Raw genomic sequence first — 19285 nt, forward strand, 5'->3', positions numbered from 1 at the left:
CCCTTCGTCGTGGCTTTTCCCCAAGTGTCACACCCGTTCCCATCCCGAACACGGCAGTTAAGACTTGGAGGGCCGATGATACTGCTCCTCACAGGAGTGGAAAAGTAGGTCGCTGCGACGTTATATCGAACGGGTCACCCCCAAAGGGTGGCCCGTTTTTGCGTACCCCTGCTCCGGATCCAAGCGGGTTTTTGCGGGCTTCGCCGGATACACTGGGAGTTCCGTGTGGAGGATCTGATGAGCAAAGGTGTTTACACCTTCGGGGGAAACCGTAACGAAGGCGGCGCCGCCATGCGCAACCTTCTTGGAGGCAAAGGATGCAACCTGGCTGAGATGGCCGGGTTGGGCATTCCCGTACCCCCAGGGTTCACGCTCACCACCGAACAGTGCGTCGCCTACTACATCAACGGCCGCCAGCTCGCCGAAGAACTCAAGACCGAAGTGCTCGATGCCCTGAAGTGGCTGGAGGGTGTGCGCGGCTGCAGCTTCGGCTCCCACGAGAATCCCCTGCTGCTTTCCGTGCGCTCGGGTGCCCGGGTCTCCATGCCCGGCATGATGGATACGGTTCTCAACCTCGGCCTTAATGACCACACGGTTGTGGCCCTGGAGAAGGCCAGCGGTAACCCGCGGTTCGCCTGGGATTCCTACCGCCGCTTCATCACGATGTACAGCAACGTGGTGCTCGGTGTGGAGCACGCCCTCTTCGAAGCTGAGCTGGAGCGGACCAAGGAGCGGCTTGGCAGGCACCAGGACACCGAACTCGCCGCCGAGGATTGGAAGACCCTCGTCGCGGCCTTCAAGGAGATCGTGCAGGAGGAGACCGGGCAGGCCTTCCCGCAGGAGCCCATGGCGCAGCTCTGGGGCGCCATCCGGGCTGTCTTCGAAAGCTGGAACACGGCTCGCGCCATCACGTACCGTCGCCTGCACCGCATCCCCGACGACTGGGGCACGGGTGTCAACGTCCAGAGCATGGTCTTCGGCAACATGGGCGACGACTGCGGTACCGGTGTGGCCTTCACACGCGATCCCGCCACGGGCGAGAAGCTGTTCTACGGGGAGTACCTCATCAACGCCCAGGGCGAGGATGTGGTGGCGGGCACCCGCACGCCCCAGCCCATCACGCGCGCCCAGGCGGATGGCACCGGCTTGAAGAGCCTGGAGGAGGCCATGCCGGCCTCCTTCGCCGAGCTGGATGCCACCTGCAAGCGCCTGGAGACCCACTTCAAGGACATGCAGGACATCGAGTTCACCATCGAGCGCGGGAAGCTCTACCTGCTGCAGACCCGCAACGGCAAGCGCACGGCCATGGCCGGCATCCGCATCGCCATCGACATGGTGGACGAAGGCCTCATCGACAGCCGCACCGCCCTGAAGCGCATCGACGCGGACAGCCTCTCCCAGCTGCTGGCGCCCGTCTTCGATCCCAAGGAAAAGGACCGGCTGCGGAAGGAGGGCCACCTGCTGACGAAGGGCCTGAATGCCGGTCCCGGCGCAGCCACAGGCCGCATCGCGCTTACGGCCGAACAGGCTGAGGAGATGGCCCAGGAAGGCCCGGTCGTGCTGGTGCGCGTGGAAACGAGCCCGGAGGACATCTCGGGCATGGTGGCCTCCCAGGGCATCCTCACGGCCCGCGGCGGCATGACCAGCCATGCGGCCGTGGTGGCCCGCGGCATGGGCAAGCCCTGCGTCTGCGGCGCCTCGGCGGTGCAGATCGACGTGGCGCGCGGCGTGGTCAAGGTGGGCGCGCATGAACTGAAAGCAGGCCTGGACTGGATTTCCATGGATGGTTCCACGGGCGAGGTGTTCGCCGGGAAGCTGAGCGCCCATCCTTCCGAGGTGAACCAGGTGCTGGTGGACGGCCGCCTGAAGGCCGAGGACAGCGAGCTCTACCAGCGGTTCGCCAAGATCATGACCTGGAGCCACGAGGCCAAGCGGATGAAGGTCCGCACCAACGCCGACACCCCCCACGATGCGGCGGTGGCCCGGGCCTTCGGGGCCCAGGGCATCGGCCTCTGTCGTACCGAGCACATGTTCTTTGAGGGCGAACGCATCCTCGCCGTCCGCGAAATGATCCTCGCCACGGACACCGAAGGCCGCAAGAAGGCCCTGGCCAAGCTCCTGCCCATGCAGCGCGAGGACTTCGAGGGCATTTTCACGGCGATGGATGGTCTGCCGGTGAACATCCGCCTGCTGGATCCGCCCCTGCACGAGTTCCTGCCCCAGGATGAGCCTGGCCAGCGGGAGATGGCCGAGGTGCTGGGCGTCGATCTCGGTACCGTCGAGCGTCGCGTGACGCAGCTCCACGAGTTCAATCCCATGATGGGCCACCGCGGTTGCCGCCTGGGCATCACCTTCCCCGAGATCATCCGCATGCAGGTCCGCGCCATCGTTGAGGCTGCGCTGAACGTGGCCGCCAAGGGCATCAAGGCCTACCCCGAGATCATGGTCCCCCTCATCGGCACCGTGCGTGAGCTGACCTACACCAAGACCGAGATGCTGGACGAGATCGCCCAGGTGAACCAGGAGCGCGGTACTCAGTTCGCCTGCCCCATCGGCACCATGATCGAGATTCCACGGGCGGCTCTCACCTCCGACAAGATCGCTGCGGAGGCCGAGTTCTTCAGCTTCGGCACCAATGACCTCACCCAGATGGGTTTCGGCTTCAGCCGCGACGATGCCGGCACGTTCCTCCCCGAATATGTCGGAAAGAAGATCCTGGATGACGATCCCTTCCAGAGCCTGGATCAGGAAGGCATCGGCGAATTGGTGCGCATCTCCTGCGAAAAAGGCCGTGCGGCGCGCCCGGGGATCAAGCTCGGCGTTTGCGGCGAGCACGGCGGCGACCCCCGCAGCGTGAACTTCTTCCACCACGTGGGACTCGACTACGTGAGCTGCAGCCCCTATCGCGTGCCCATCGCCACCCTGGCGGCGGCTCAGGCGGCCCTGGACTGACGCCCTACACGAAGGTCACAGTCTGGGTGGCGGACGTCACGATGTAGCACCGTTCATTGTTGGAGCGCGGATCGGCCGGGAGCAGGAAGAAACCCGGCCGGCCCGGCTGGTAGCCCTGCGTGGTCCCCACTAGCACCTCACCATCCTTGAAGGTCACCCGGACTTTCCGGCCCGGCACCGGGGCCTGGGGGGGGAACTCGTTGGTCTTATGGTGCTCAGGGTCGCCGCTCAGGCTCCGGACGAAGTACAGGGCTTTGAGGTCAGGGACCTTCACCTCCTGGGGCTTCGCATCGAGGCTGCCATTGGTTGAGATGTGGAAGCGGTCCTTTGCCGGAAGGAAGTCGTTGGTCTGACCCTTCAGGGTCGTTCCGTCCAGGAATCGCGCCACCACTTGGTTCATGGAAGTCTCCAGGCCACTAATGCCAACGGACATCAAATTTGCCCGAATATGGAAATTGATGCATTTAAATTACAAGCCATTGGTTCCCAGTGCAAGACCCATCCCTCAAAGAATGATGGAATCCCTCGGCCAGGACGTCTCTGGAAGAGAAACCTGGGCCGAGGCTAAGGCGATAAGCGCGATAGAATTGCCTTTTTCGAGCGAATCATGGCCAAGACCGCGACCAAGGCTTCATCGGATCAGCCCGAGATCATCTATTCCATGATGCGGGTCAGTAAAATTTATAATAACAAGCCTGTTATCAAGGATATATCGCTCAGTTATTTTTATGGCGCCAAGATCGGCGTCCTGGGGCTCAACGGCTCCGGCAAGAGCACCGTGCTGCGCATCATGGCGGGCGTGGATCACGACTTCAACGGCGAGGCCGTGCTGAGCAAGGGCTACACCACGGGCATCCTGGACCAGGAACCCAAGCTGGACGAAACCAAGACCGTCCGGGAGATCGTCGAGGAAGGCGCCGCCGAGAAGGTGGGCTGGCTGAAGGACTACAACGCCATCAGCGACCAGTTCGCCGATCCCGATGCCGACATGGATGGGCTGCTGGCCATGCAGGGGGCCTTGCAGGAGAAGATCGACGCCCATGATTGCTGGGACCTGGATTCGCGCCTGGAACAAGCCATGGACGCCCTGCGCTGCCCGGACCCCGACACGAAGATCGGCGTGCTGTCCGGCGGCGAGCGTCGCCGCGTGGCGCTCTGCCGTCTGCTGCTCCAGGAGCCGGACATCCTCCTGCTGGACGAACCCACCAACCACCTGGACGCCGAGACCGTGGCCTGGCTGGAGAAGCATCTCCAGGACTACAAAGGCACCGTCATCGCCGTCACCCACGACCGCTACTTCCTGGATCATGTGGCCGAGTGGATCCTGGAACTCGACCGCGGTGAAGGCATCCCCTGGAAGGGCAACTACTCCAGCTGGCTGGAGCAGAAGCAGGGGCGCCTGGCCCGGGAGGAGAAGTCCGACCAGAAGCGCCAGAAGACCCTGGAGCGCGAACTGGAGTGGATCCGCATGTCGCCCAAGGGTCAGCATGCCAAAAGCAAGGATCGCATCGCCAACTACGAGCGGCTGGCGGGTGAGGAAGGGCGGCAGAAAGAGCAGGAGCTGGAGATCTACATCCCCAGCGGCCCGCGCCTGGGCGACCTGGTGGCGGAGCTGGATGGGGTCTCCAAGGCCTATGGCGACCGCGTGCTCTTCGAGAACCTGACCTTCGCCATTCCCCGCGCCGGCATCCTGGGCATCATCGGCCCCAACGGCGCCGGCAAGTCCACCTTGCTGCGGCTGCTCACGGGCCAGGAGCAGCCGGATGCAGGCACCATCCGCATCGGCGAAACCGTTCGCATGGCCTATGTGGATCAGCTCCGCTCGGGGCTCAACCTCGACAAGAGCGTATTCGAGGCCGTGTCCGGCGGCTATGAGCAGATCGAGCTGGGCGGCAAGCTCATCAACGCCCGCGCCTGGCTGAGCCGGTTCGGATTCTCCGGCGACTCGCAGCAGAAAAAGATCTCCGAGCTCAGTGGCGGCCAGCAGAACCGCCTCAACCTGGCGCTCACCCTGAAGAGCGAATCCAACCTGCTGTTCTTCGACGAACCCACCAACGACCTGGACGTGAACACCATGCGCGCGCTGGAGGAGGCCATCGAATCCTTCGCCGGCAGCGCCGTCCTGGTGAGCCACGACCGCTGGTTCCTGGACCGCCTGGCCACGCACATCCTGGCCTTCGAGGGTGATTCCCAGGTGCAATTCTTCGACGGGAACTACAGCCAGTACGAGGAGTACCGCAAGGACGTGCTGGGCCTGAAGCCCTTCGATCCCCACCGCATCAAGTACCGGAAGCTGACGCGATGACGGCGGATGACTCCCGAGCCTCCCGCCTGGCCCTCCTGGCGGCCGGAGCCCTCCTCCTTGTGGGCGGAGCCGCGCTGTGGCTGGGGCTCGCGGAAAGTGTCATCGCCCTCTGGGGCTTCGGTGCCGCCTGTCTTCTGCAGGTAATCCCTTCGCTGGGTGTCTGGCAGCGCATTCGGGAGGGGTTTGGGAACCGGGGTCTGAACCGTGAACGCCTCACTCTGCGAACCGTCAGCCACCTCCTGCGTCTTCTGGCTCTGGGTGTCGTCCTGACTTCCGTGGCTGCGCTCATGGGCGACCGTTCGCCGCAGGCCGGCTTCTCCGCCCTGGGCCTGGCGATCCTGGCCGCCGGGCTTATAACCCCCCTCTGGCTCGCGAAGCGGGATTGGGCTGGGGTCCAGCCAAGCCTGGAACTCGATGCCGCACGTACCCGCACCCTGCTGGAGCTCACGGTCCTGGTCCTCGTGGGCTGGCTCCTGGGCCGCTGGTTCCCCTGTGCTGACGCTGTCACCGGAATCGCCTTGGCTCTGCGCCTGTTCGTTGAAGGCCGCACTTTGGCCAAAGTCACCACCCTCCAGGCCGCTTCCTGTGGCGGTTGCGGAAGCTGCGGCTGCGGCTAGGGTCCCTCGTGCGCGTTCTTGAACTGTTCTCGGGCCTCGGGGGCTGGCGCTGCGCTCTCGGAGATCGGGGCAAAGTTGTCGCCGCCTATGACGTGAGCGAAATCGCCAACGGCACCTACGCGCTGAATCACGGGGAGAAGCCCAAGGCGCGGGAACTGGCCACCGTGCCCTTGAGGGACCTAGCGGCGCATGGCGCGGATACCTGGGTCATGAGCCCGCCTTGCCAGCCGTTCTGCCGCATGGGGAACCATCAGGGCTTGGAGGATCGCCGTTCCCGGGCCTTCCGCCATCTCATGGACCTTTTCCGTGAATTTCCGCCGGAGAAGCTGGTGCTGGAGAACGTCCCCGGGTTTCTGGGCTCGGACGCCCATGCCCTGCTGGCGGAGCGGATCCGCGCCCACGGGATGCATCAACTGGATCTCCAGGCCTGCCCCAGCCACTTCGGCCTCCCCAACCAGCGGAACAGAGCGTTCATCGTGGCCTCGCGGCAACCCCTGGAAGTTCGTCCCCTGCCAGACCTTCCACCCCGTCCCCTGTCCGATTTCCTGGACGCGGAGGAGGACCCGGAATTGTACCTTCGGCCCGAGACCCTCGCCCGCCACCACTACGGCATGGACTTCGTCACGCCCGAAGACCGCCGCAGCACCTGCTTCATCGGCGGTTATGGTCAGCGCTACGTGGGCAGTGGTTCCTTCCTGAGAACCGAGCGCGGCGTGCGTCGCTTCTCACCCTCGGAGGTTGCGCGCCTGCTTGGGCTCCCGGAAGGTTTCCGCTTTCCGGAAGGATTGCCCCTCGAAGCCCGCTACCGGCTGCTGGGCAACGGCCTGTCCATCCCTGTCGCCGCCTGGGCGCTCGATCACCTGTAAACTCTAGCCATGCGTCTCCTGCTTTCCGCCTTCACCCCGGAGTTGGGTCTCCTCGCGGAAGATCCGCCTGCGGGCTGGGAGACGGCTACCGTTGGCATCGGCGCTGTGACCGCGGCGGTGGCCACGGCCCGGTTGCTGGTGGAGCGGCAGCCCGAGGCGGTGCTCTTTCTGGGTACGTGCGGGCGCTACGACGAGCGGCTGGCGCTGTTCGAGTGTCTGTGGGCTTCCGAAGCCATCGCCACCTCCCTTGAAGAGCGGCGGGGCGGCGCCTACCGGCCGGGTCTCGAGCGCATCCGCTGGGTTTCAACGCTTCCAGGGCCGTTGCCGAGCCAGGCCGTGGCCGTGCCGCCCGCCATCACGAAGACCTCCGAAGGCGCGAGCCTGCTGGCCTCCGTGGCGCCGGCAGAACACCTGGAACTCACGGGTGTCTTCGCGGCCTGCCGTGCGGCCGGGGTGCCCTGCGGAGGGGCCTTGGTGGTGGTGAACGACGTGGGCCCCGAAGCCCCGGCCCAGTGGAAGGCCAACCATGCCGAGGGCAGCCGGAGGCTGGTGGAAGCGCTCAGGGCCTCGGGCTATTTCGAAGGGGAGTGACCACCTCGGCACCGTCCCCGGTTTCCACACGCCAACCTGCAGCAACCGCGGACACCCGCACACCCGCGCTGGGTCCCGTGATCCACCAGGCGCTCCCGGCCTGACGCAAGGTTTCCAGCGTTTCAGGATGGGGATGCTCAAAGCGGTTGCGCAGGCCCGCGGGGATGAGGGCCACCTCCGGCCTCAGCCTCGCCACCCAGGCTGGATCAGTGGCGTTGCGGCTACCGTGGTGCCCAACCTTCAGCAGGCGATGCGGCGAGGCTCCCGGGTCCCCGAGATCCAGCAGGTCCCGCTCCTGGATGGCCAGGGCATCGCCCATCAGCCAAAGGTCACGGTCGCGCCAAGTGACACGGAGCACCACGGACACCATGTTGGCGTCCGGCAGCGCGAATGGGCGGGTCGGCCAGCGCACGCTGAAGGCCGCTTCACCACGGGTCCAGGCATCACCGCGCAGCAGGCCGACTGGATCCGTTCTGCCAACCGGCCGGAAGGGGTCCCAGGGATCCTCATCGTCGGCGGTGACCGGGACCGACGTGGAAGCCAGGGGCCAGATGCGAGCGAGGGTGGCCCAGCCGCCCGCGTGATCGCCGTGGGCATGGGTGAGCACGAGGTGCACGGGCTCCCGTACGCCCCGCCGGCTTAGCACGCGCGCGAGGCGACGGCCCGTCCAGGGGCTGGGTCCGGTATCGATGAGGGTGGCATCGCCGCCGGGCACCCGCAGCAGCAGGCCGTCGCCCTGGCCGACATCCACCGCCTCCAACGACAGGCTGTCCGGTACCCGGCCCACGCCACGGAAGGCGAGCAGGCCCAGGGAGGCGAGGACGAGCCCCACGGCCAGGGCACGGGTGCGGCGCAGCTGCGCCTGGAGGTGGGCCAAGGCCAGCCAGCCCAACGCCAGCAGGAGCCAGGGCCAGAGCAGGCCCGTGGCCAGTGGCGCGATGCCTGTGAGGGCGGGCACCAGACGATCGCCCATCCAGGTGAGAATGACCGCGGCGCCCTGAGTGATCCCCGGCAGAGGCACGAGGATCAGCAGGAGACAGAGCGGGGTCAGAAAGGCCACCAGTGGCAGCACCAGCAGGTTGGCCAGGATCCCCCACCAGGGGGCGCCACCGTGCAACAGGGCCAGCAGCGGGAGGGTGGACAGCCAGGGCGCAGCCAGCCGGGCGAAGGGCAGGGCGAGGCGGCCCAGCAGGGGCGATAGCAGGCCAGCCAGGGGTTCCGCCCCCCAGAGCAGGCCCAGCAGGGCCCACCAGGCCAGCAGGAAGCCGGGCTCCACGCCTGCCGCCGGATGGCCCAGCAGCCAGAGGAGCAACGCCACGTGCAGGCCCGCCACTGGGGGCAGCTTCCACCCGCTGGACCGCCCCACGGCCCAGGCGACCCCCATGAAGAGGCCGCGCCACACGGGTGCCGAGAAGCCCACCAGAGCGGAATAGAGCAGGCCCGCAGCGATGGCGCCAACGGCCGGTCCGCGCGCCCGCAGACGGCGCAGAAGGGCTTCGATCGCGACCATCACGAGGGTCACCTGGAGGCCGGAAACCACCAGGATGTGGATCGTGCCGCTCTCGGCGAAGACGCTGAAGTGGGCTTCGTCTGCAGGCGGAATGCCCAGGGCCAGTGCGCCCCAGAGATCCCTTGCCGTGGGATCGAGGGGAAGGGCTTCGAACCGTCGCCGGGCGAAGGTCTGGAGACGCAGCAGCCAAGACGGGCGCGGCGCTCCCAGAGGTTCCATCAGTTGCGCCGAGGCCAAGTGGATACGGCGGGGCGCCTCGTCGCTGCGGGCCCGCCACAGGGGACGTTCCGCGAGAAAGACCGGCGCAGGCTGGACGGGTCGCAGCTCGGCACGCAGGCGCACGGGCGTGCCGGGCGGAGGCGGCGCCTGCTCGCCATCGGCGGGGACCGTCAGGGGCAGCGCGAGACCCCGCATGGACTCGGGGGCGGACAGCTCGATCCGGCTGCGCAAGCGTTCGCCCTGTAAGGTCCAGGGCGCATCGATCCGACCTTCCAGCATTTGGAACCCGAAGGGCAGGGCCGTCTCCCACCGGGCCTTGCGGGCGAGCCCCAGGCAGGTCATGCCTGCCAGCCCCAGGGCGAGCGGGACCACGGTCCAGCGGTGGGTCCGGAACAAGGGCAGGGTGAGCAGCCAGACCAAAGCGCCGAGTGCCACCCACCTGCCTGCCAAGTGGCCGTCCCAACGCTCCGGCACCAGCCAGGGCACGGCGCAGGCGGCGACCATGGCCCAGGCCAAAGGCCAGAGCGAGGCCCCGGACAGGCGCTGCCATAGACTGGATCTGGAGAGCATGGGGGGAAGTCTACCTGGACTGTCCAAACCTTGACAGGGCGGTCCAGGGCCGGGACTCTGACAGATATGAACCCGGCCCGGGCCCTGTTGGTGGACGACGACCCCACCATCCTCGAGGTGGTGGGCACCCTGCTGTCTCGGCATGGGCACGAAGTGGTGGGCACGGGCTCGGGGCGCCGGGGCGCCCAATTCCTGAGAAACGAATTCTTCGATCTGGCCGTGGTGGACCTCATGCTGCCGGATCTGAATGGCCTGGATCTGGCCCGGGAGGCGGTGGCCAAGCCCGACACGGTGGTGGTGGTCCTGTCGGGATCCACCTCGGTGGAAACGGCGCTCCAGGCCATGCGCATGGGCATCTACGACTATGTGCCCAAGCCCTTCCGCACCGAGGAACTGGAACATACGCTGCTGCGGGCCATCGAGAAATCGCAGCTGAACCAGGAGAACAAGCGGCTCCGCGAGCAGATCCAGGGCCAGGAAACAGGGCCCCAGATGGTGGGCTGCTCGGACACCTGGCAGAAGCTCCAGGCCCTGCTCCGGCGGGTAGCTCCTTCACCCTCCACGGTGCTGATCACGGGGCCTTCCGGCACCGGCAAGGAATTGGCGGCACGCGCCATCCACCAGTGGAGCCCGCGGTCCCAGGGGCCCTTCATTCCCATCCATTGCGGCGCCATCCCGGAGACGCTGCTGGAGGATGAGCTCTTTGGTCACGTGCGCGGCGCCTACACAGATGCCCGCACGGATCGTCCTGGCCGCATGCAGCAGGTGGAGGGGGGAACCCTGTTCCTGGACGAAATCGGCACCATGCCCATGAGTCTGCAAGTGAAGCTGCTGCGGGTGATCCAGGAGCGTGAGTTCACCCCACTGGGTTCGGCACGCACCCTGAAGGCCGACTTCCGCCTGGTGGCCGCCACCAACGAGGACCTCGGCAGTCTCGTGGAGCAGAAGCGGTTCCGGGAGGATCTGTTCTATCGGCTGAACGTGATCCCCGTGCAGATCCATCCCCTGCGCGAGCATCCCCAGGATATCCCCGTGCTGGTGGCCCACTTCCTGCGCAAGTTCGCCCGGGAGTTGAATCTTCCCCTCAAGCAGGTGGAACCCGCCGCCCTACAGGCCATGGAGGCTTATGCCTGGCCGGGAAATGTGCGCGAGCTGGAGAACGCCGTGGAGCGGGCCATGGCCCTGGGCTCCGATCCCGACCGCCTGCTGCACCAGGATCTTCCGGCCTCGGTGGCCGGACTGCTGCCTTCCCCGGCCTTCCCGCGGCTGCCCCAGAACCAGGATCTGGGCCATTTTATGGAGGACCTGGAGCGCCACCTGGTCCTCGAAGCCCTCCAGGCCACGGGTTGGAACAAGAGCGAAACAGCCCGGCGCCTCGGCCTGCGTCGCACCACCCTGTTGCACCGCCTCCGGGCCCTGGGCATCCCATTGGATCCCCTGGCCGAAACCGCCGTGCCTACCCCAGCTGTGGAGATCCCCGATGCGTGATCCGAGAGGCATCGTCCTGGGCCTCCTGCTGGCCAGCCTTCCCCTGGGGGCATGGTCGCCCAAGGTCCACGAGGCCCAGACGGCCAAAGCCGTCCGCCTTCTGCCCCGGAGCATGGCCGCCATCTTGCGGGCCCACCCCCGGGCGCTAATGGAGGGTGCCCGGGGCGTGGCCAACGACCAGCCGCCCACGGTGGAGCAGGTGGAGGCCCAGTTCCGCACGGTCCTCCGCCTCAGTGAGGAGCACCGCCGTCCCGAGGACATCGTCCGCGACCTCGGCGTGCTGGCCCACCAGGTCCAGCTGCTGACGGATCCCTCCGCCATGGAAGGCTTGAGCCCGCTCCGGGAAAGCTTCGAGGCTTACGCGGATGGAAACCTGGCCCACCTGCTGGTGACGCAGGAAACCTATTGGGCCGCCACAGGCGGCCTTGATCCGGGAGCTGCCCTTCGCCGCCTTCTGGCCACCAAGCAGGAACGGAACCGCCGGCTCCGGGAGTACTTCGATGAAGAAACGGGTCGTCGGATCGGCCCCTGGGATGACCTGTCCGTCCCCTTTGCTCAACTGCAGCTGGCTTTTTCCAATGGCGTCTACGCCACGGCGAATGTCTGGATCCTTGCCTGGCGAGCGGCTGGTGATCAGTGGGAAATCCCTTCCCAGCCGGAGGAGCGGTGAGGGATCCCACGAAAGTTCCCGTTCCCCGCATGGGCTAGGCGAATCGCGACTTTCGGGCTATCGTTCCAACCATCCCTCTGGAGAAGTCATGGGCACTTATACCCGCCTCGGGTCCTACCTCCTGGCCTCCGAACTGGCCACTGATCCTTTCGGTTCCGTGCACCGGGCGGTGGTCATCTCCGGGAGCAACTTCGATCGCCACATGCTGGTGCGGACCTTTTCGGAGGAGATGCTCCAGGCGGGCATGAACACGCGCCTGACTGAGGCTGGCCGAGTGGTGCCCCTGCTCGGCGGCGCCCGCATCTTTGGCATGGGCTATCGCCTGGAGACCGCCAAGGCACCGCACGTGGCCTGGGATTACGTCCCCGGCCGCAACCTCGCCCAGCTCATCGAGAAGGCCAAGCAGGAGCAGATCCCCTTCGGTGTGGACCACGCGTTGACGGTCATTCAGGGCGTCGCCCAGGGGATCGTGCAGATGCAGGCCAAGGGCGTCAGCCACGGCGTTCTCAGCCCCTACAGCGTGTGGGTGAGCTTCGAGGGGGCCACCCAGATCGTGGATGCGCCCTTCGCCGCCATCGCCAAGAGCATGCTGGCCAAGGCCCCCATGGCAAAGCGCAAGCTCACCCCCTACCTCCAGGGCCCCGATAATGACGCCCTCCAGCAGGATCTTTTCGCCCTGGGCGCCGTGCTTTACGAGTTGCTCACCTTCGAACAGTTGCCCACCAGCGGCGGCCTCGAGGCCGTCCTGGATCGGGCCACCCTCAAGGCCGCCCAGGAAGAAGCAGCCCTGCCTGCAGAGATCCGCGCCTTCCTTGGCCGCCTGCTGCTGGGCCGGCAGCCGTTCCCCACGGTGGAGGCCTTCAGCACTGAGCTTGAGCGTGTCCTCTATGATGGCGAGTACAGCCCCACCACGTTCAACATGGCCTTCTTCATGCACACGCTCTTCCGGGAAGAGAACGACCGGGATGCCACGGCGATGAAGGCTGAGCAGGGCGACAACTTCCTCGCCTACACGGCCGCCGGTGAGAGCCTGCGCAGCGGCGCCACCCGTGCCGAGCATATCGATGGCCATGCGGAGGAGCAGGCCAGCCAGAAGAACACCACCCTCCTCATCGGCGGCGGCCTCGCCGCGGTGGTGATCCTGGGCCTGGGCTACATGTTCTTCGGCCGGCCCAAGGTGGATCCGGCCATCCAGGCGCAGCTGGTGGAGTTCCAGCGGATCAAGGCGGAAATGGAGCAGCAGAAGGCCGACCTTGACGCCAAAGCCCGGGCCGAGGCCGAGAAGACCGCTCAGCTCCAGAAGCAGCTCAGCGAAACCAAGTCCGTCGAGGAGAAGGTGAAGATCCAGAAGCAGCTCGAAGAGAACCAGCAGCGCAAGCTGGATCTCGAGCGGCAGCAGAAGGCCGCAGAGCAACGGCTGGCTGAACAGAAGCTGGCCGAACAGAAGCTGGCCGAACAGAAGAAGGCCTCCCAGACCAAAGTCGCCGCGGCCCCGCCGGTGCAGGAGGCACCCAAGCCTCAGCCCATGCAGGAGGCTCTGCGCCAAGCTGCCGCCGTGCCCACGCCCTCGGCCGTGCCCACGCCCCAGACCACCGGGTCCCAGCAAGCGGCTTCAACGGCCAATGACCAGCCCGCCCGGGTCGCGAACCAGGTCGTCCCGGTCTTCCCCCTCCGGGCCGTCCAGATGCGGTGGGAGACGAATCTGGATCATTATGTGCGACTGAAGGTGTTCGTGAGCGAGCAGGGCCAGCCCTTGAAGGTGTCTGTGGTCGAAGGTGTGTCTGGTGCCTTCGGCTTCGACGAGGCGGCCATCGAGGCGGCCAACAAGTCCTCCTTCAGCCCCGCCATCCGCGATGGCAGGCCCGTTCGCGGCTGGACGCCCGAGATCATCTACAAGTTCCCCAAGCGTCGCTGATCACTCCGGGGGGACCGCCTGCTCGCGTTGCTCGCGATGTCCCCCCGGACCCCCGCTTCCCGGATCGGGAGACCCGCCTCGGGAAGCCGCCACCTCACCGCCGAAGGGCCGCCGACAAGCGGCCCTTCTACGTCAAGGATTGCGCCGCCGTGTTGGCCAAGCGGTCCACCCGCTCATTCTCGGCGTGGCCGGCGTGGCCCTTCACCCAGCGGGCTTCCACGTGGTGCCGCGCCAGCTGCGCATCCAGTGCCTGCCACAGGTCCGCGTTGAGCACGGGCTTGCCGTCCGCCTTCTTCCAGCCGCGCCGCTTCCAGTCCTTCAGCCAGGTGGTGATGCCCTTCACCACGTACTGGCTGTCGCTCTGGAGCAGCACCTGACAGGGCTTGGTGAGGGCCTCCAGGCCGCGGATGGCGGCCGTCAGCTCCATGCGGTTGTTGGTGGTGTCGGCCTCGGGGCCCGAGCCTTCCTTCTCCTGGATGCCGCCGGCCAAGTGGACACGCAGCAGGTACCCCCAGCCACCCGGACCGGGGTTGCCTAGACACGCGCCATCGCAGTAGAGCTCGATCTTCATCCCACCAGGGTAGGCGATGTGGCCGCGACTTCTGCCACGGCCTTGCGGAGCAGCTCCACGCCCAGGTCCAGATCCGGGGTCGTGAGGTTCATGGCGGGGCGGAAGCGCAGGCCCTTCTCACCGGTGGAGAGGACCATCATGCCCAGCTCGTGGCCCTTGGCCACCACGGCACTGCGCAGCTCCGGCGTGGCAATGTCCAGCGCGCAGAAGAGGCCGCGGCCGCGGGGGTTCGAGGTGAGCTCGGGGAAGTCGCGGTGGATCTCCTGGAGGCCCTTGAGCAGGCGCTCGCCCTGCTTCACGCCGTGGTCCAGCAGGTTCTCCTCGCGGATGACGTCGATGATGCGGGTGCCGCGCACCATGTCCACCAGGTTGCCGCCCCAGGTGCTGTTGATGCGGCTGGGCACCTTGAAGACGCCTTCCACTTCATCGAGTCGTCGGCCCGCGGCGATGCCGCAGGTCTGGGCCTTCTTGCCGAAGGCGATGATGTCAGGCTGCACGTCGAACCACTGGTGGGCCCACCACTTGCCCGTGGCGCCAAAGCCCGTTTGCACTTCGTCGAAGATCAGCAGGAAATCGTGACGATCCGCCAGGGTGCGAAGCTTCTTCAGGAATTCGCCCCGGAAGTGGTTGTCACCACCCTCGCCCTGGATGGGCTCGATGATGAGGCAGGCGATGTCATCCGGATCCTTGGCCACGACGGCCTCGATGGCGGCGATGGACTCCGCTTCCGCCGCTTCGACCTTGGCCAGGTCCATGGGGAACGTCAGCTTGGGGTTCGGCACCCGGGGCCAGGGGAACTTGGGGAAATACTGGTGTTTGCGGGGGTCGGCCGTGTTCGTGAGGCTCAGGGTGTAGCCGCTGCGGCCGTGGAAGGCCTCGCGGAAGTGGATGACCTGCGACCCCTTCTCGCCCTTGCCCGCCGCCAGGTTCTTGCGGACCTTCCAGTCGAAGGCGGCCTTGAGGGCGTTCTCCACCGCCAGGGCGCCACCGTCGATCCAGAAGAGGTGGGGCAGGTAGTCCGGCGCCGCGTGGGTGCCGAAGGCCTCCACCCACTCCGCGAAGGCCGTGGTGTAGATGTCCGAGTTGGCGGGCTTGTTGACGGCGATCTCGCCCAGGTGCTGGACAAATTCCGGTTCCCGTAGGCGCGGGTGGTTGTGGCCCAGGGGTGTGGTGGCGAAGAAAGTGTAGAAATCCAGGTACTTGCGGCCATCCCGGGCATCCACGATCCAGGAGCCGTGGGATTTCTCCAGGTCCATGACCAGGTGGAAGCCGTCCACCAGCATGTGGCGGCCGAGGGTGTCGAAAACAGCATTCGGATCAACGTGCAGACTGGACATGGCGAACCCCTGGAAACGGTTCAGTGTATGGTTGGGATCGAAGCGGAGACACGCATGATTCCCTGGATATCGGTTCAGGACGCGCCTCTGGAGGCGATGGCTTTACGAAGTGTCATGGAGGACCCCCATGCCGGGGCCCTCGTTCTCTTCGAAGGTCGGGCCCGGGACCACCACGAAGGCCGCCCTGTTCTGGAACTGGCCTATGAAGCCTATGTCCCCATGGCCGAAAAGGAGCTGGGCCTGCTGAGGGAGAAGGCCATCGAGCGTTACGGTCTCACCCGCTGCGCCATCCACCACCGCATCGGGGTCGTGCCCCTCACCGAAGCCGCCGTCATCGTCGCTACCAGCAGCGCCCACCGTGCCGAGAGCTTTCAGGCCGCCGCCTGGATCATGGACGAGATCAAGCAGCGTGTGCCCATCTGGAAGCGCGAGCGCTACAAGGATGGCTCCGAGAGCTGGGTGGAGTGCACGCACCGCTTCCAGATGTAGGGTTCGGCCCCCTTCTCGGTCGCTTCGAGAAAAGGATCGTCGAATTGAAAAAAACCATCCCCTCCGGGGAAGGGATGGGATGGGCAGCGAAGGGCTTGGGTGACCGCTCAGGGCGCCGGTAGCACCTTGCTGATCGTGCCCGAGATATCGCAATTGCAGACGGCGAGGAGGCCGTTGGGCAGGCCGACCGGGACATCCATCCAGGAGCCAGTGACCAGGAAGGTGCCTTCCGCGTTCTGGAACCGGCCGGTGCCAGCGACGATTTTCGCGGACCCCTGATTGCCATTCAGGCCGATGCGGCCCGGGGGCATGGGGAAGGCGGAGTTGGTGGACTCGATGGTGAAGGTGTCCTGGAAGCCGACGCCGGGCTTGGGATTGAAGGCAAGTATGTAGCGTCCACCCTTGCCGATCCCCACGGCGCCGTGCCAGGCCGTGGTGCCGTCGGTGCCCCACACGACGCCCACGAGACACTCGCCGTTATCCAGGACCAGGTAGGCGGTTCCACCCCAGCCATCCTGGAGGGTCCCGGAGGCGGCGGTGGGCCACGTTTCTTGCATGACTCCCCGCACGCCGATGGGAGCCTGCGCGAAGAGGCCCTGAGCGCCCAGGGCCATGGTGAGAACGAGCAGATGCTTGAGCATGTCCACCTCCCTAGTGGGCCGCCGGCAGGACGTTGCAGATCGTGCCGGTGATGTCGGGGTTCCAGAAGCCGAAGGGCGTGATCCCAAGGTCTGCCAGGGGGCCCGCGACCATCCAGGTGCCCCGGACGAGGATGGTGCCGGAGGCGTTGATGAACCGTCCGGTGCCGGAGACGATCTTGTGGGAGCCCTGGTAGACCCCGACTTCGTTGTGGCCCTTGGGGATGGGGTAGGTGGCGTTGGTCACCGAGGTGGTGAAGGTGTCCAGGTAGAGGCCACCACCCTGCCCATTGAAGGCGAAGGTGTAGCTGCCGCCCTTGCCCACGCCCACGTGGGAATGCCACGTGGCGTCGCCGTCCTGGCCGGAGAAGATGCCCACCAGCACCTCCCCGGTGTCCAGGGTGAGGTAGACGGGGCCGCCCCAGCCATCGATGTCGTGAAGCGGTTTGTCTGTGGGGAGCATGGCCTGGGCCAGGCCCCGGACGCCGATGCAGTCCTGACCGATGGCGAGCTGGCAGCCAGCCGCGAGGACCAAGGCGAGGATTGATCTGAGCATGACGGGCCTCCTTTTTAGAAAAAACACGTAAAGAGACATGTTGCATGTTGATTTCTTAATGGAAGGCAATATGGGCCGAGCGCCTTCCGGATTCAAACCTCAAAGCGCGGAAAAGAGGATCAAAGCGATGCAAAGTGAAGCCGCCCCGTCCACCCCTCAGGTCAGGGGTTCATTTCTTGATTTTCGCCAAATTTTCGCCATACTTGGATCCCCCAGGAGGATCCGGTGCTGGCGATGTGGGTTCCCGAACTGCCGTTCCAGCTGGCCTGCGGGCGGGATGGCGGCCTGCGGGGCCGGCCCCTGGCCTTCCTGAGCCCCGAGAGCCCCCGTTCGCCGGTGCTCTGGTTCGTGAACCGCCTGGGCCGGGCCGAGGGGCTGGCCCCGGGCCTGCCCATGGATCAGGCCCTGCGGCGGGCACCGGGCCTGCGGGTGCTGGATCCTTCGCCCCAGGTCTGGTGGGAGGCCCAGGCCGACCTGAGCGACTTCCTCCAGCACTGGACGCCCCAGGGCCAGCTGGGCCGCCTGGGCGAGGCCCTGGTGGAGCTTCAGGGCACCCAGCGGCTCTTCGGGCCCCTGGCGGACACCGCCGAGCGCATCCGCCACGAGCTGGCCGAGCGCCGCGGTTGGGCCAGCCACGGGGGCCTGTCCCTCAGCGCCACCGCTGCCCAGCTCGCCGCCCGGGCCGAGCATGAGCTGGAGCGGGTGGGGGAGGGGGCCGAGGCCGCCTTCCTGGCCCCCCAGCCTCTGCGCCGCCTGCCGGACCTGCCCCCGCGCCTCCACGACCGCTTCCACCGCCTGGGCCTGCGGGTCTTCGGCGACCTCCAGCCCGTGCCCCTGCCCGTGCTGGCGGAGCTGACCAACCCCAAGGCCGCGCCGGACCTGCGGGCCCGGGTGCGCGGCGAGGACCGCCCGAAGCTGCCTCTGCTCACCGAGCGCCCCGGCCACGCCCGCCATGGCTGGCGCCTGCAGCCCCCCCGCCTGCCCGAGGAGGTGGCGCTGGCCGTCCGTTGCCTGGACTGGCTCTGGTCCGATCCCCGCCATCCCCGGACGCTGATCTTGCGCTGGTGGGATGTGGACGGCGAACCCCACACCTGGCGGGCCACCCCCGAGGACCTCACGGCCCCGCCCCTGGTCCTGGCCCGCCGCCTCCAGCAGGCCTTCCTGGCGGGCGCCACCCGCCGCCTGCTCGTGCGCGAGGTGGAGTTGCGCTTGGCCTGGGGCCTGGGCCGCGAGCGCGGCCTCTTCGAAGACCCCCGGAACGCCAAACTCGAACGTCTCGAACCCGCCCTCGCCCGCCTCCGCCGCCGCTTCCCCGAGCGCGCCGTCCTGCCGGGGTGGATGGGGCGGGAGGTTCCGTGTTGACAGGTGGATTAATTGTTCTACATTTATTGGAGCCGGAGTGATCTTTCATTGGGAGGACGAAAACCAGGCCCACATCGCCCGGCACGGCATCTCCGAATTCCAGGCGGAGGCGGCTTTCCAGGCCGAAGACGCCACGGTCTTTCCGGATGCCGCCCGGCTGAACCGATGGGTGCTGGAGGCCACCGTGGAAGATCGGACGCTCAAGGTGGCTTTCGCCAGAGTTTTCCCCGAGGGATTCCGGGTCATCACCGCGCATTGGATGAGCCCCAAACGCAGGAGGACGCCATGACTTCCAAGAAAGCCAAGCGCATGTCCATGGCCGAGTTCGAAAAGGTCTCCGGACCAGGCGAACCCCTGGAAACCCTGCGGGCCCGTCAGGAGGCCGATGCCGCTTGGGCGGAACGGGCATTCCAGGGCAGGGAGGTGTTGGGAACGCCCATTCGCCTGCGTCGGGGACGGCCGAAGGCCGGGGAAGCCGCCGCTCCGACGGTGGTGAAGGCCATCCGGTTGCCCGAAGCCCTCCTGGAGCAGCTCCAGACCAGGGCCAAGGCCGAAGGCCTCTCCCTGAATGCGCTCCTTCAAATGGCCGCTGTGGAGTATCTCATCCACCACCGGGGGGCCTGAGGTCC

The 19285-nt window shown here is 66.6% G+C and carries 18 protein-coding genes and 1 rRNA gene; 13 read left to right on the forward strand and 6 right to left on the reverse strand.

Features of this window, described 5'->3' with window-relative positions; genetic code table 11:
* The first annotated feature begins 5 nt into the window (after positions 1–5).
* Positions 6–121, forward strand: a 5S ribosomal RNA gene (gene rrf, locus NOV74_RS00005).
* 116 nt (positions 122–237) lie between these two features.
* Positions 238–2952 carry a pyruvate, phosphate dikinase gene (gene ppdK, locus NOV74_RS00010; RefSeq protein WP_257308167.1) on the forward strand — a complete coding sequence of 905 codons (2715 nt, stop codon included), beginning with the start codon at positions 238–240 and terminating at the stop codon, positions 2950–2952.
* A gap of 4 nt (positions 2953–2956) precedes the next feature.
* On the opposite strand, the gene NOV74_RS00015 is transcribed toward ppdK, so the two are convergent.
* Entirely contained in the window at positions 2957–3352 is a 396-nt protein-coding gene (locus NOV74_RS00015) for a DUF6982 domain-containing protein (protein ID WP_257308169.1), read from the reverse strand.
* 207 nt (positions 3353–3559) lie between these two features.
* Between NOV74_RS00015 and ettA the strand changes: the two genes are divergently transcribed.
* Genes ettA through NOV74_RS00035 form a run of 4 tightly spaced genes read left to right on the forward strand, consistent with a single transcriptional unit; the run spans position 3560 to position 7331 of the window.
* The gene (ettA, locus tag NOV74_RS00020) at positions 3560–5257 is read left to right on the forward strand and encodes an energy-dependent translational throttle protein EttA (RefSeq protein WP_257308170.1); all 1698 of its coding nucleotides are present in this window, start codon (positions 3560–3562) and stop codon (positions 5255–5257) included.
* Entirely contained in the window at positions 5254–5874 is a 621-nt protein-coding gene (locus NOV74_RS00025) for a hypothetical protein (protein WP_257308172.1), read from the forward strand. Before ettA ends, NOV74_RS00025 begins: the two co-directional genes overlap by 4 nt.
* A gap of 8 nt (positions 5875–5882) precedes the next feature.
* The gene (locus NOV74_RS00030) at positions 5883–6740 is read left to right on the forward strand and encodes a DNA cytosine methyltransferase (RefSeq protein WP_257308173.1); all 858 of its coding nucleotides are present in this window, start codon (positions 5883–5885) and stop codon (positions 6738–6740) included.
* Positions 6741–6749: 9 nt separating this feature from the next.
* A complete protein-coding gene (locus NOV74_RS00035) occupies positions 6750–7331 on the forward strand; it encodes a phosphorylase family protein (protein WP_257308175.1) in 582 nt (193 codons plus the stop codon).
* Here the strand turns inward: NOV74_RS00035 and NOV74_RS00040 are convergent.
* The gene (locus NOV74_RS00040; RefSeq protein WP_257308177.1) at positions 7300–9630 is read right to left on the reverse strand and encodes a ComEC/Rec2 family competence protein; all 2331 of its coding nucleotides are present in this window, start codon (positions 9628–9630) and stop codon (positions 7300–7302) included. The genes NOV74_RS00035 and NOV74_RS00040 overlap by 32 nt on opposite strands.
* Positions 9631–9696: 66 nt before the next feature.
* Between NOV74_RS00040 and NOV74_RS00045 the strand changes: the two genes are divergently transcribed.
* From NOV74_RS00045 to NOV74_RS00055, 3 genes are all read left to right on the forward strand, one after another.
* The gene (locus NOV74_RS00045; RefSeq protein ID WP_257308179.1) at positions 9697–11118 is read left to right on the forward strand and encodes a sigma-54-dependent transcriptional regulator; all 1422 of its coding nucleotides are present in this window, start codon (positions 9697–9699) and stop codon (positions 11116–11118) included.
* A complete protein-coding gene (locus NOV74_RS00050) occupies positions 11111–11788 on the forward strand; it encodes a hypothetical protein (protein WP_257308182.1) in 678 nt (225 codons plus the stop codon). The genes NOV74_RS00045 and NOV74_RS00050 overlap by 8 nt, the downstream gene beginning before the upstream one ends.
* 88 nt (positions 11789–11876) lie before the next feature.
* A complete protein-coding gene (locus NOV74_RS00055) occupies positions 11877–13703 on the forward strand; it encodes a TonB family protein (protein ID WP_257308184.1) in 1827 nt (608 codons plus the stop codon).
* Between the two features lie 127 nt (positions 13704–13830).
* Here the strand turns inward: NOV74_RS00055 and rnhA are convergent, their stop codons facing one another.
* Together rnhA and lat are read right to left on the reverse strand one after the other, a co-directional pair.
* On the reverse strand, positions 13831–14274 hold the full coding sequence (gene rnhA / locus NOV74_RS00060) for a ribonuclease HI (RefSeq protein ID WP_257308185.1): 444 nt from the start codon (positions 14272–14274) through the stop codon (positions 13831–13833).
* Positions 14271–15611, reverse strand: a complete 1341-nt coding sequence (lat, locus tag NOV74_RS00065) for an L-lysine 6-transaminase (RefSeq protein WP_257308187.1) — start codon at positions 15609–15611, stop codon at positions 14271–14273. Before lat ends, rnhA begins: the two co-directional genes overlap by 4 nt.
* Before the next feature lie 54 nt (positions 15612–15665).
* On the opposite strand from lat, the gene NOV74_RS00070 reads away from it, so the two are divergent.
* Positions 15666–16100, forward strand: coding sequence for a molybdenum cofactor biosynthesis protein MoaE (locus tag NOV74_RS00070; RefSeq protein ID WP_257308189.1), 435 nt, complete (start codon positions 15666–15668; stop codon positions 16098–16100).
* Between the two features lie 107 nt (positions 16101–16207).
* Here NOV74_RS00070 and NOV74_RS00075 read toward each other — a convergent pair whose 3' ends face one another.
* Both NOV74_RS00075 and NOV74_RS00080 read right to left on the reverse strand, forming a co-directional pair.
* Positions 16208–16741 (reverse strand): hypothetical protein, encoded by a 534-nt coding sequence (locus NOV74_RS00075; protein WP_257308191.1) that lies wholly within the window; start codon positions 16739–16741, stop codon positions 16208–16210.
* 10 nt (positions 16742–16751) lie between these two features.
* Entirely contained in the window at positions 16752–17294 is a 543-nt protein-coding gene (locus NOV74_RS00080) for a hypothetical protein (RefSeq protein WP_257308192.1), read from the reverse strand.
* A gap of 234 nt (positions 17295–17528) precedes the next feature.
* On the opposite strand from NOV74_RS00080, the gene NOV74_RS00085 reads away from it, so the two are divergent.
* From NOV74_RS00085 to NOV74_RS00095, 3 genes are read left to right on the forward strand one after another with little or no spacing between them, the layout of a single operon-like run.
* Positions 17529–18656, forward strand: a complete 1128-nt coding sequence (locus tag NOV74_RS00085) for a Y-family DNA polymerase (protein ID WP_257310537.1) — start codon at positions 17529–17531, stop codon at positions 18654–18656.
* Positions 18657–18693: 37 nt separating this feature from the next.
* A complete protein-coding gene (locus NOV74_RS00090; RefSeq protein ID WP_257308194.1) occupies positions 18694–18945 on the forward strand; it encodes a BrnT family toxin in 252 nt (83 codons plus the stop codon).
* Positions 18942–19280 carry a hypothetical protein gene (locus NOV74_RS00095; RefSeq protein WP_257308195.1) on the forward strand — a complete coding sequence of 113 codons (339 nt, stop codon included), beginning with the start codon at positions 18942–18944 and terminating at the stop codon, positions 19278–19280. The genes NOV74_RS00090 and NOV74_RS00095 overlap by 4 nt, the downstream gene beginning before the upstream one ends.
* Positions 19281–19285 lie beyond the last annotated feature (5 nt).

Source organism: Geothrix fuzhouensis, from assembly GCF_024609325.1.
In the GTDB taxonomy this organism is placed as follows: Bacteria; Acidobacteriota; Holophagae; order Holophagales; family Holophagaceae; genus Geothrix; species Geothrix fuzhouensis.

Coding starts and splice junctions, on each gene's coding strand:
- NOV74_RS00045 (WP_257308179.1), top strand. CDS start 9,697: ATGAACCCGGCCCGGGCCCTGTTGGTGGACGACGACCCCACCATCCTC.
- ettA (WP_257308170.1), top strand. CDS start 3,560: ATGGCCAAGACCGCGACCAAGGCTTCATCGGATCAGCCCGAGATCATC.
- NOV74_RS00080 (WP_257308192.1), bottom strand. CDS start 17,294: ATGCTCAGATCAATCCTCGCCTTGGTCCTCGCGGCTGGCTGCCAGCTC.
- NOV74_RS00040 (WP_257308177.1), bottom strand. CDS start 9,630: ATGCTCTCCAGATCCAGTCTATGGCAGCGCCTGTCCGGGGCCTCGCTC.
- NOV74_RS00085 (WP_257310537.1), top strand. CDS start 17,529: ATGTGGGTTCCCGAACTGCCGTTCCAGCTGGCCTGCGGGCGGGATGGC.
- ppdK (WP_257308167.1), top strand. CDS start 238: ATGAGCAAAGGTGTTTACACCTTCGGGGGAAACCGTAACGAAGGCGGC.
- NOV74_RS00025 (WP_257308172.1), top strand. CDS start 5,254: ATGACGGCGGATGACTCCCGAGCCTCCCGCCTGGCCCTCCTGGCGGCC.
- NOV74_RS00075 (WP_257308191.1), bottom strand. CDS start 16,741: ATGCTCAAGCATCTGCTCGTTCTCACCATGGCCCTGGGCGCTCAGGGC.
- NOV74_RS00055 (WP_257308184.1), top strand. CDS start 11,877: ATGGGCACTTATACCCGCCTCGGGTCCTACCTCCTGGCCTCCGAACTG.
- NOV74_RS00035 (WP_257308175.1), top strand. CDS start 6,750: ATGCGTCTCCTGCTTTCCGCCTTCACCCCGGAGTTGGGTCTCCTCGCG.
- NOV74_RS00095 (WP_257308195.1), top strand. CDS start 18,942: ATGACTTCCAAGAAAGCCAAGCGCATGTCCATGGCCGAGTTCGAAAAG.
- rnhA (WP_257308185.1), bottom strand. CDS start 14,274: ATGAAGATCGAGCTCTACTGCGATGGCGCGTGTCTAGGCAACCCCGGT.
- NOV74_RS00070 (WP_257308189.1), top strand. CDS start 15,666: ATGATTCCCTGGATATCGGTTCAGGACGCGCCTCTGGAGGCGATGGCT.
- NOV74_RS00050 (WP_257308182.1), top strand. CDS start 11,111: ATGCGTGATCCGAGAGGCATCGTCCTGGGCCTCCTGCTGGCCAGCCTT.
- NOV74_RS00015 (WP_257308169.1), bottom strand. CDS start 3,352: ATGAACCAAGTGGTGGCGCGATTCCTGGACGGAACGACCCTGAAGGGT.
- lat (WP_257308187.1), bottom strand. CDS start 15,611: ATGTCCAGTCTGCACGTTGATCCGAATGCTGTTTTCGACACCCTCGGC.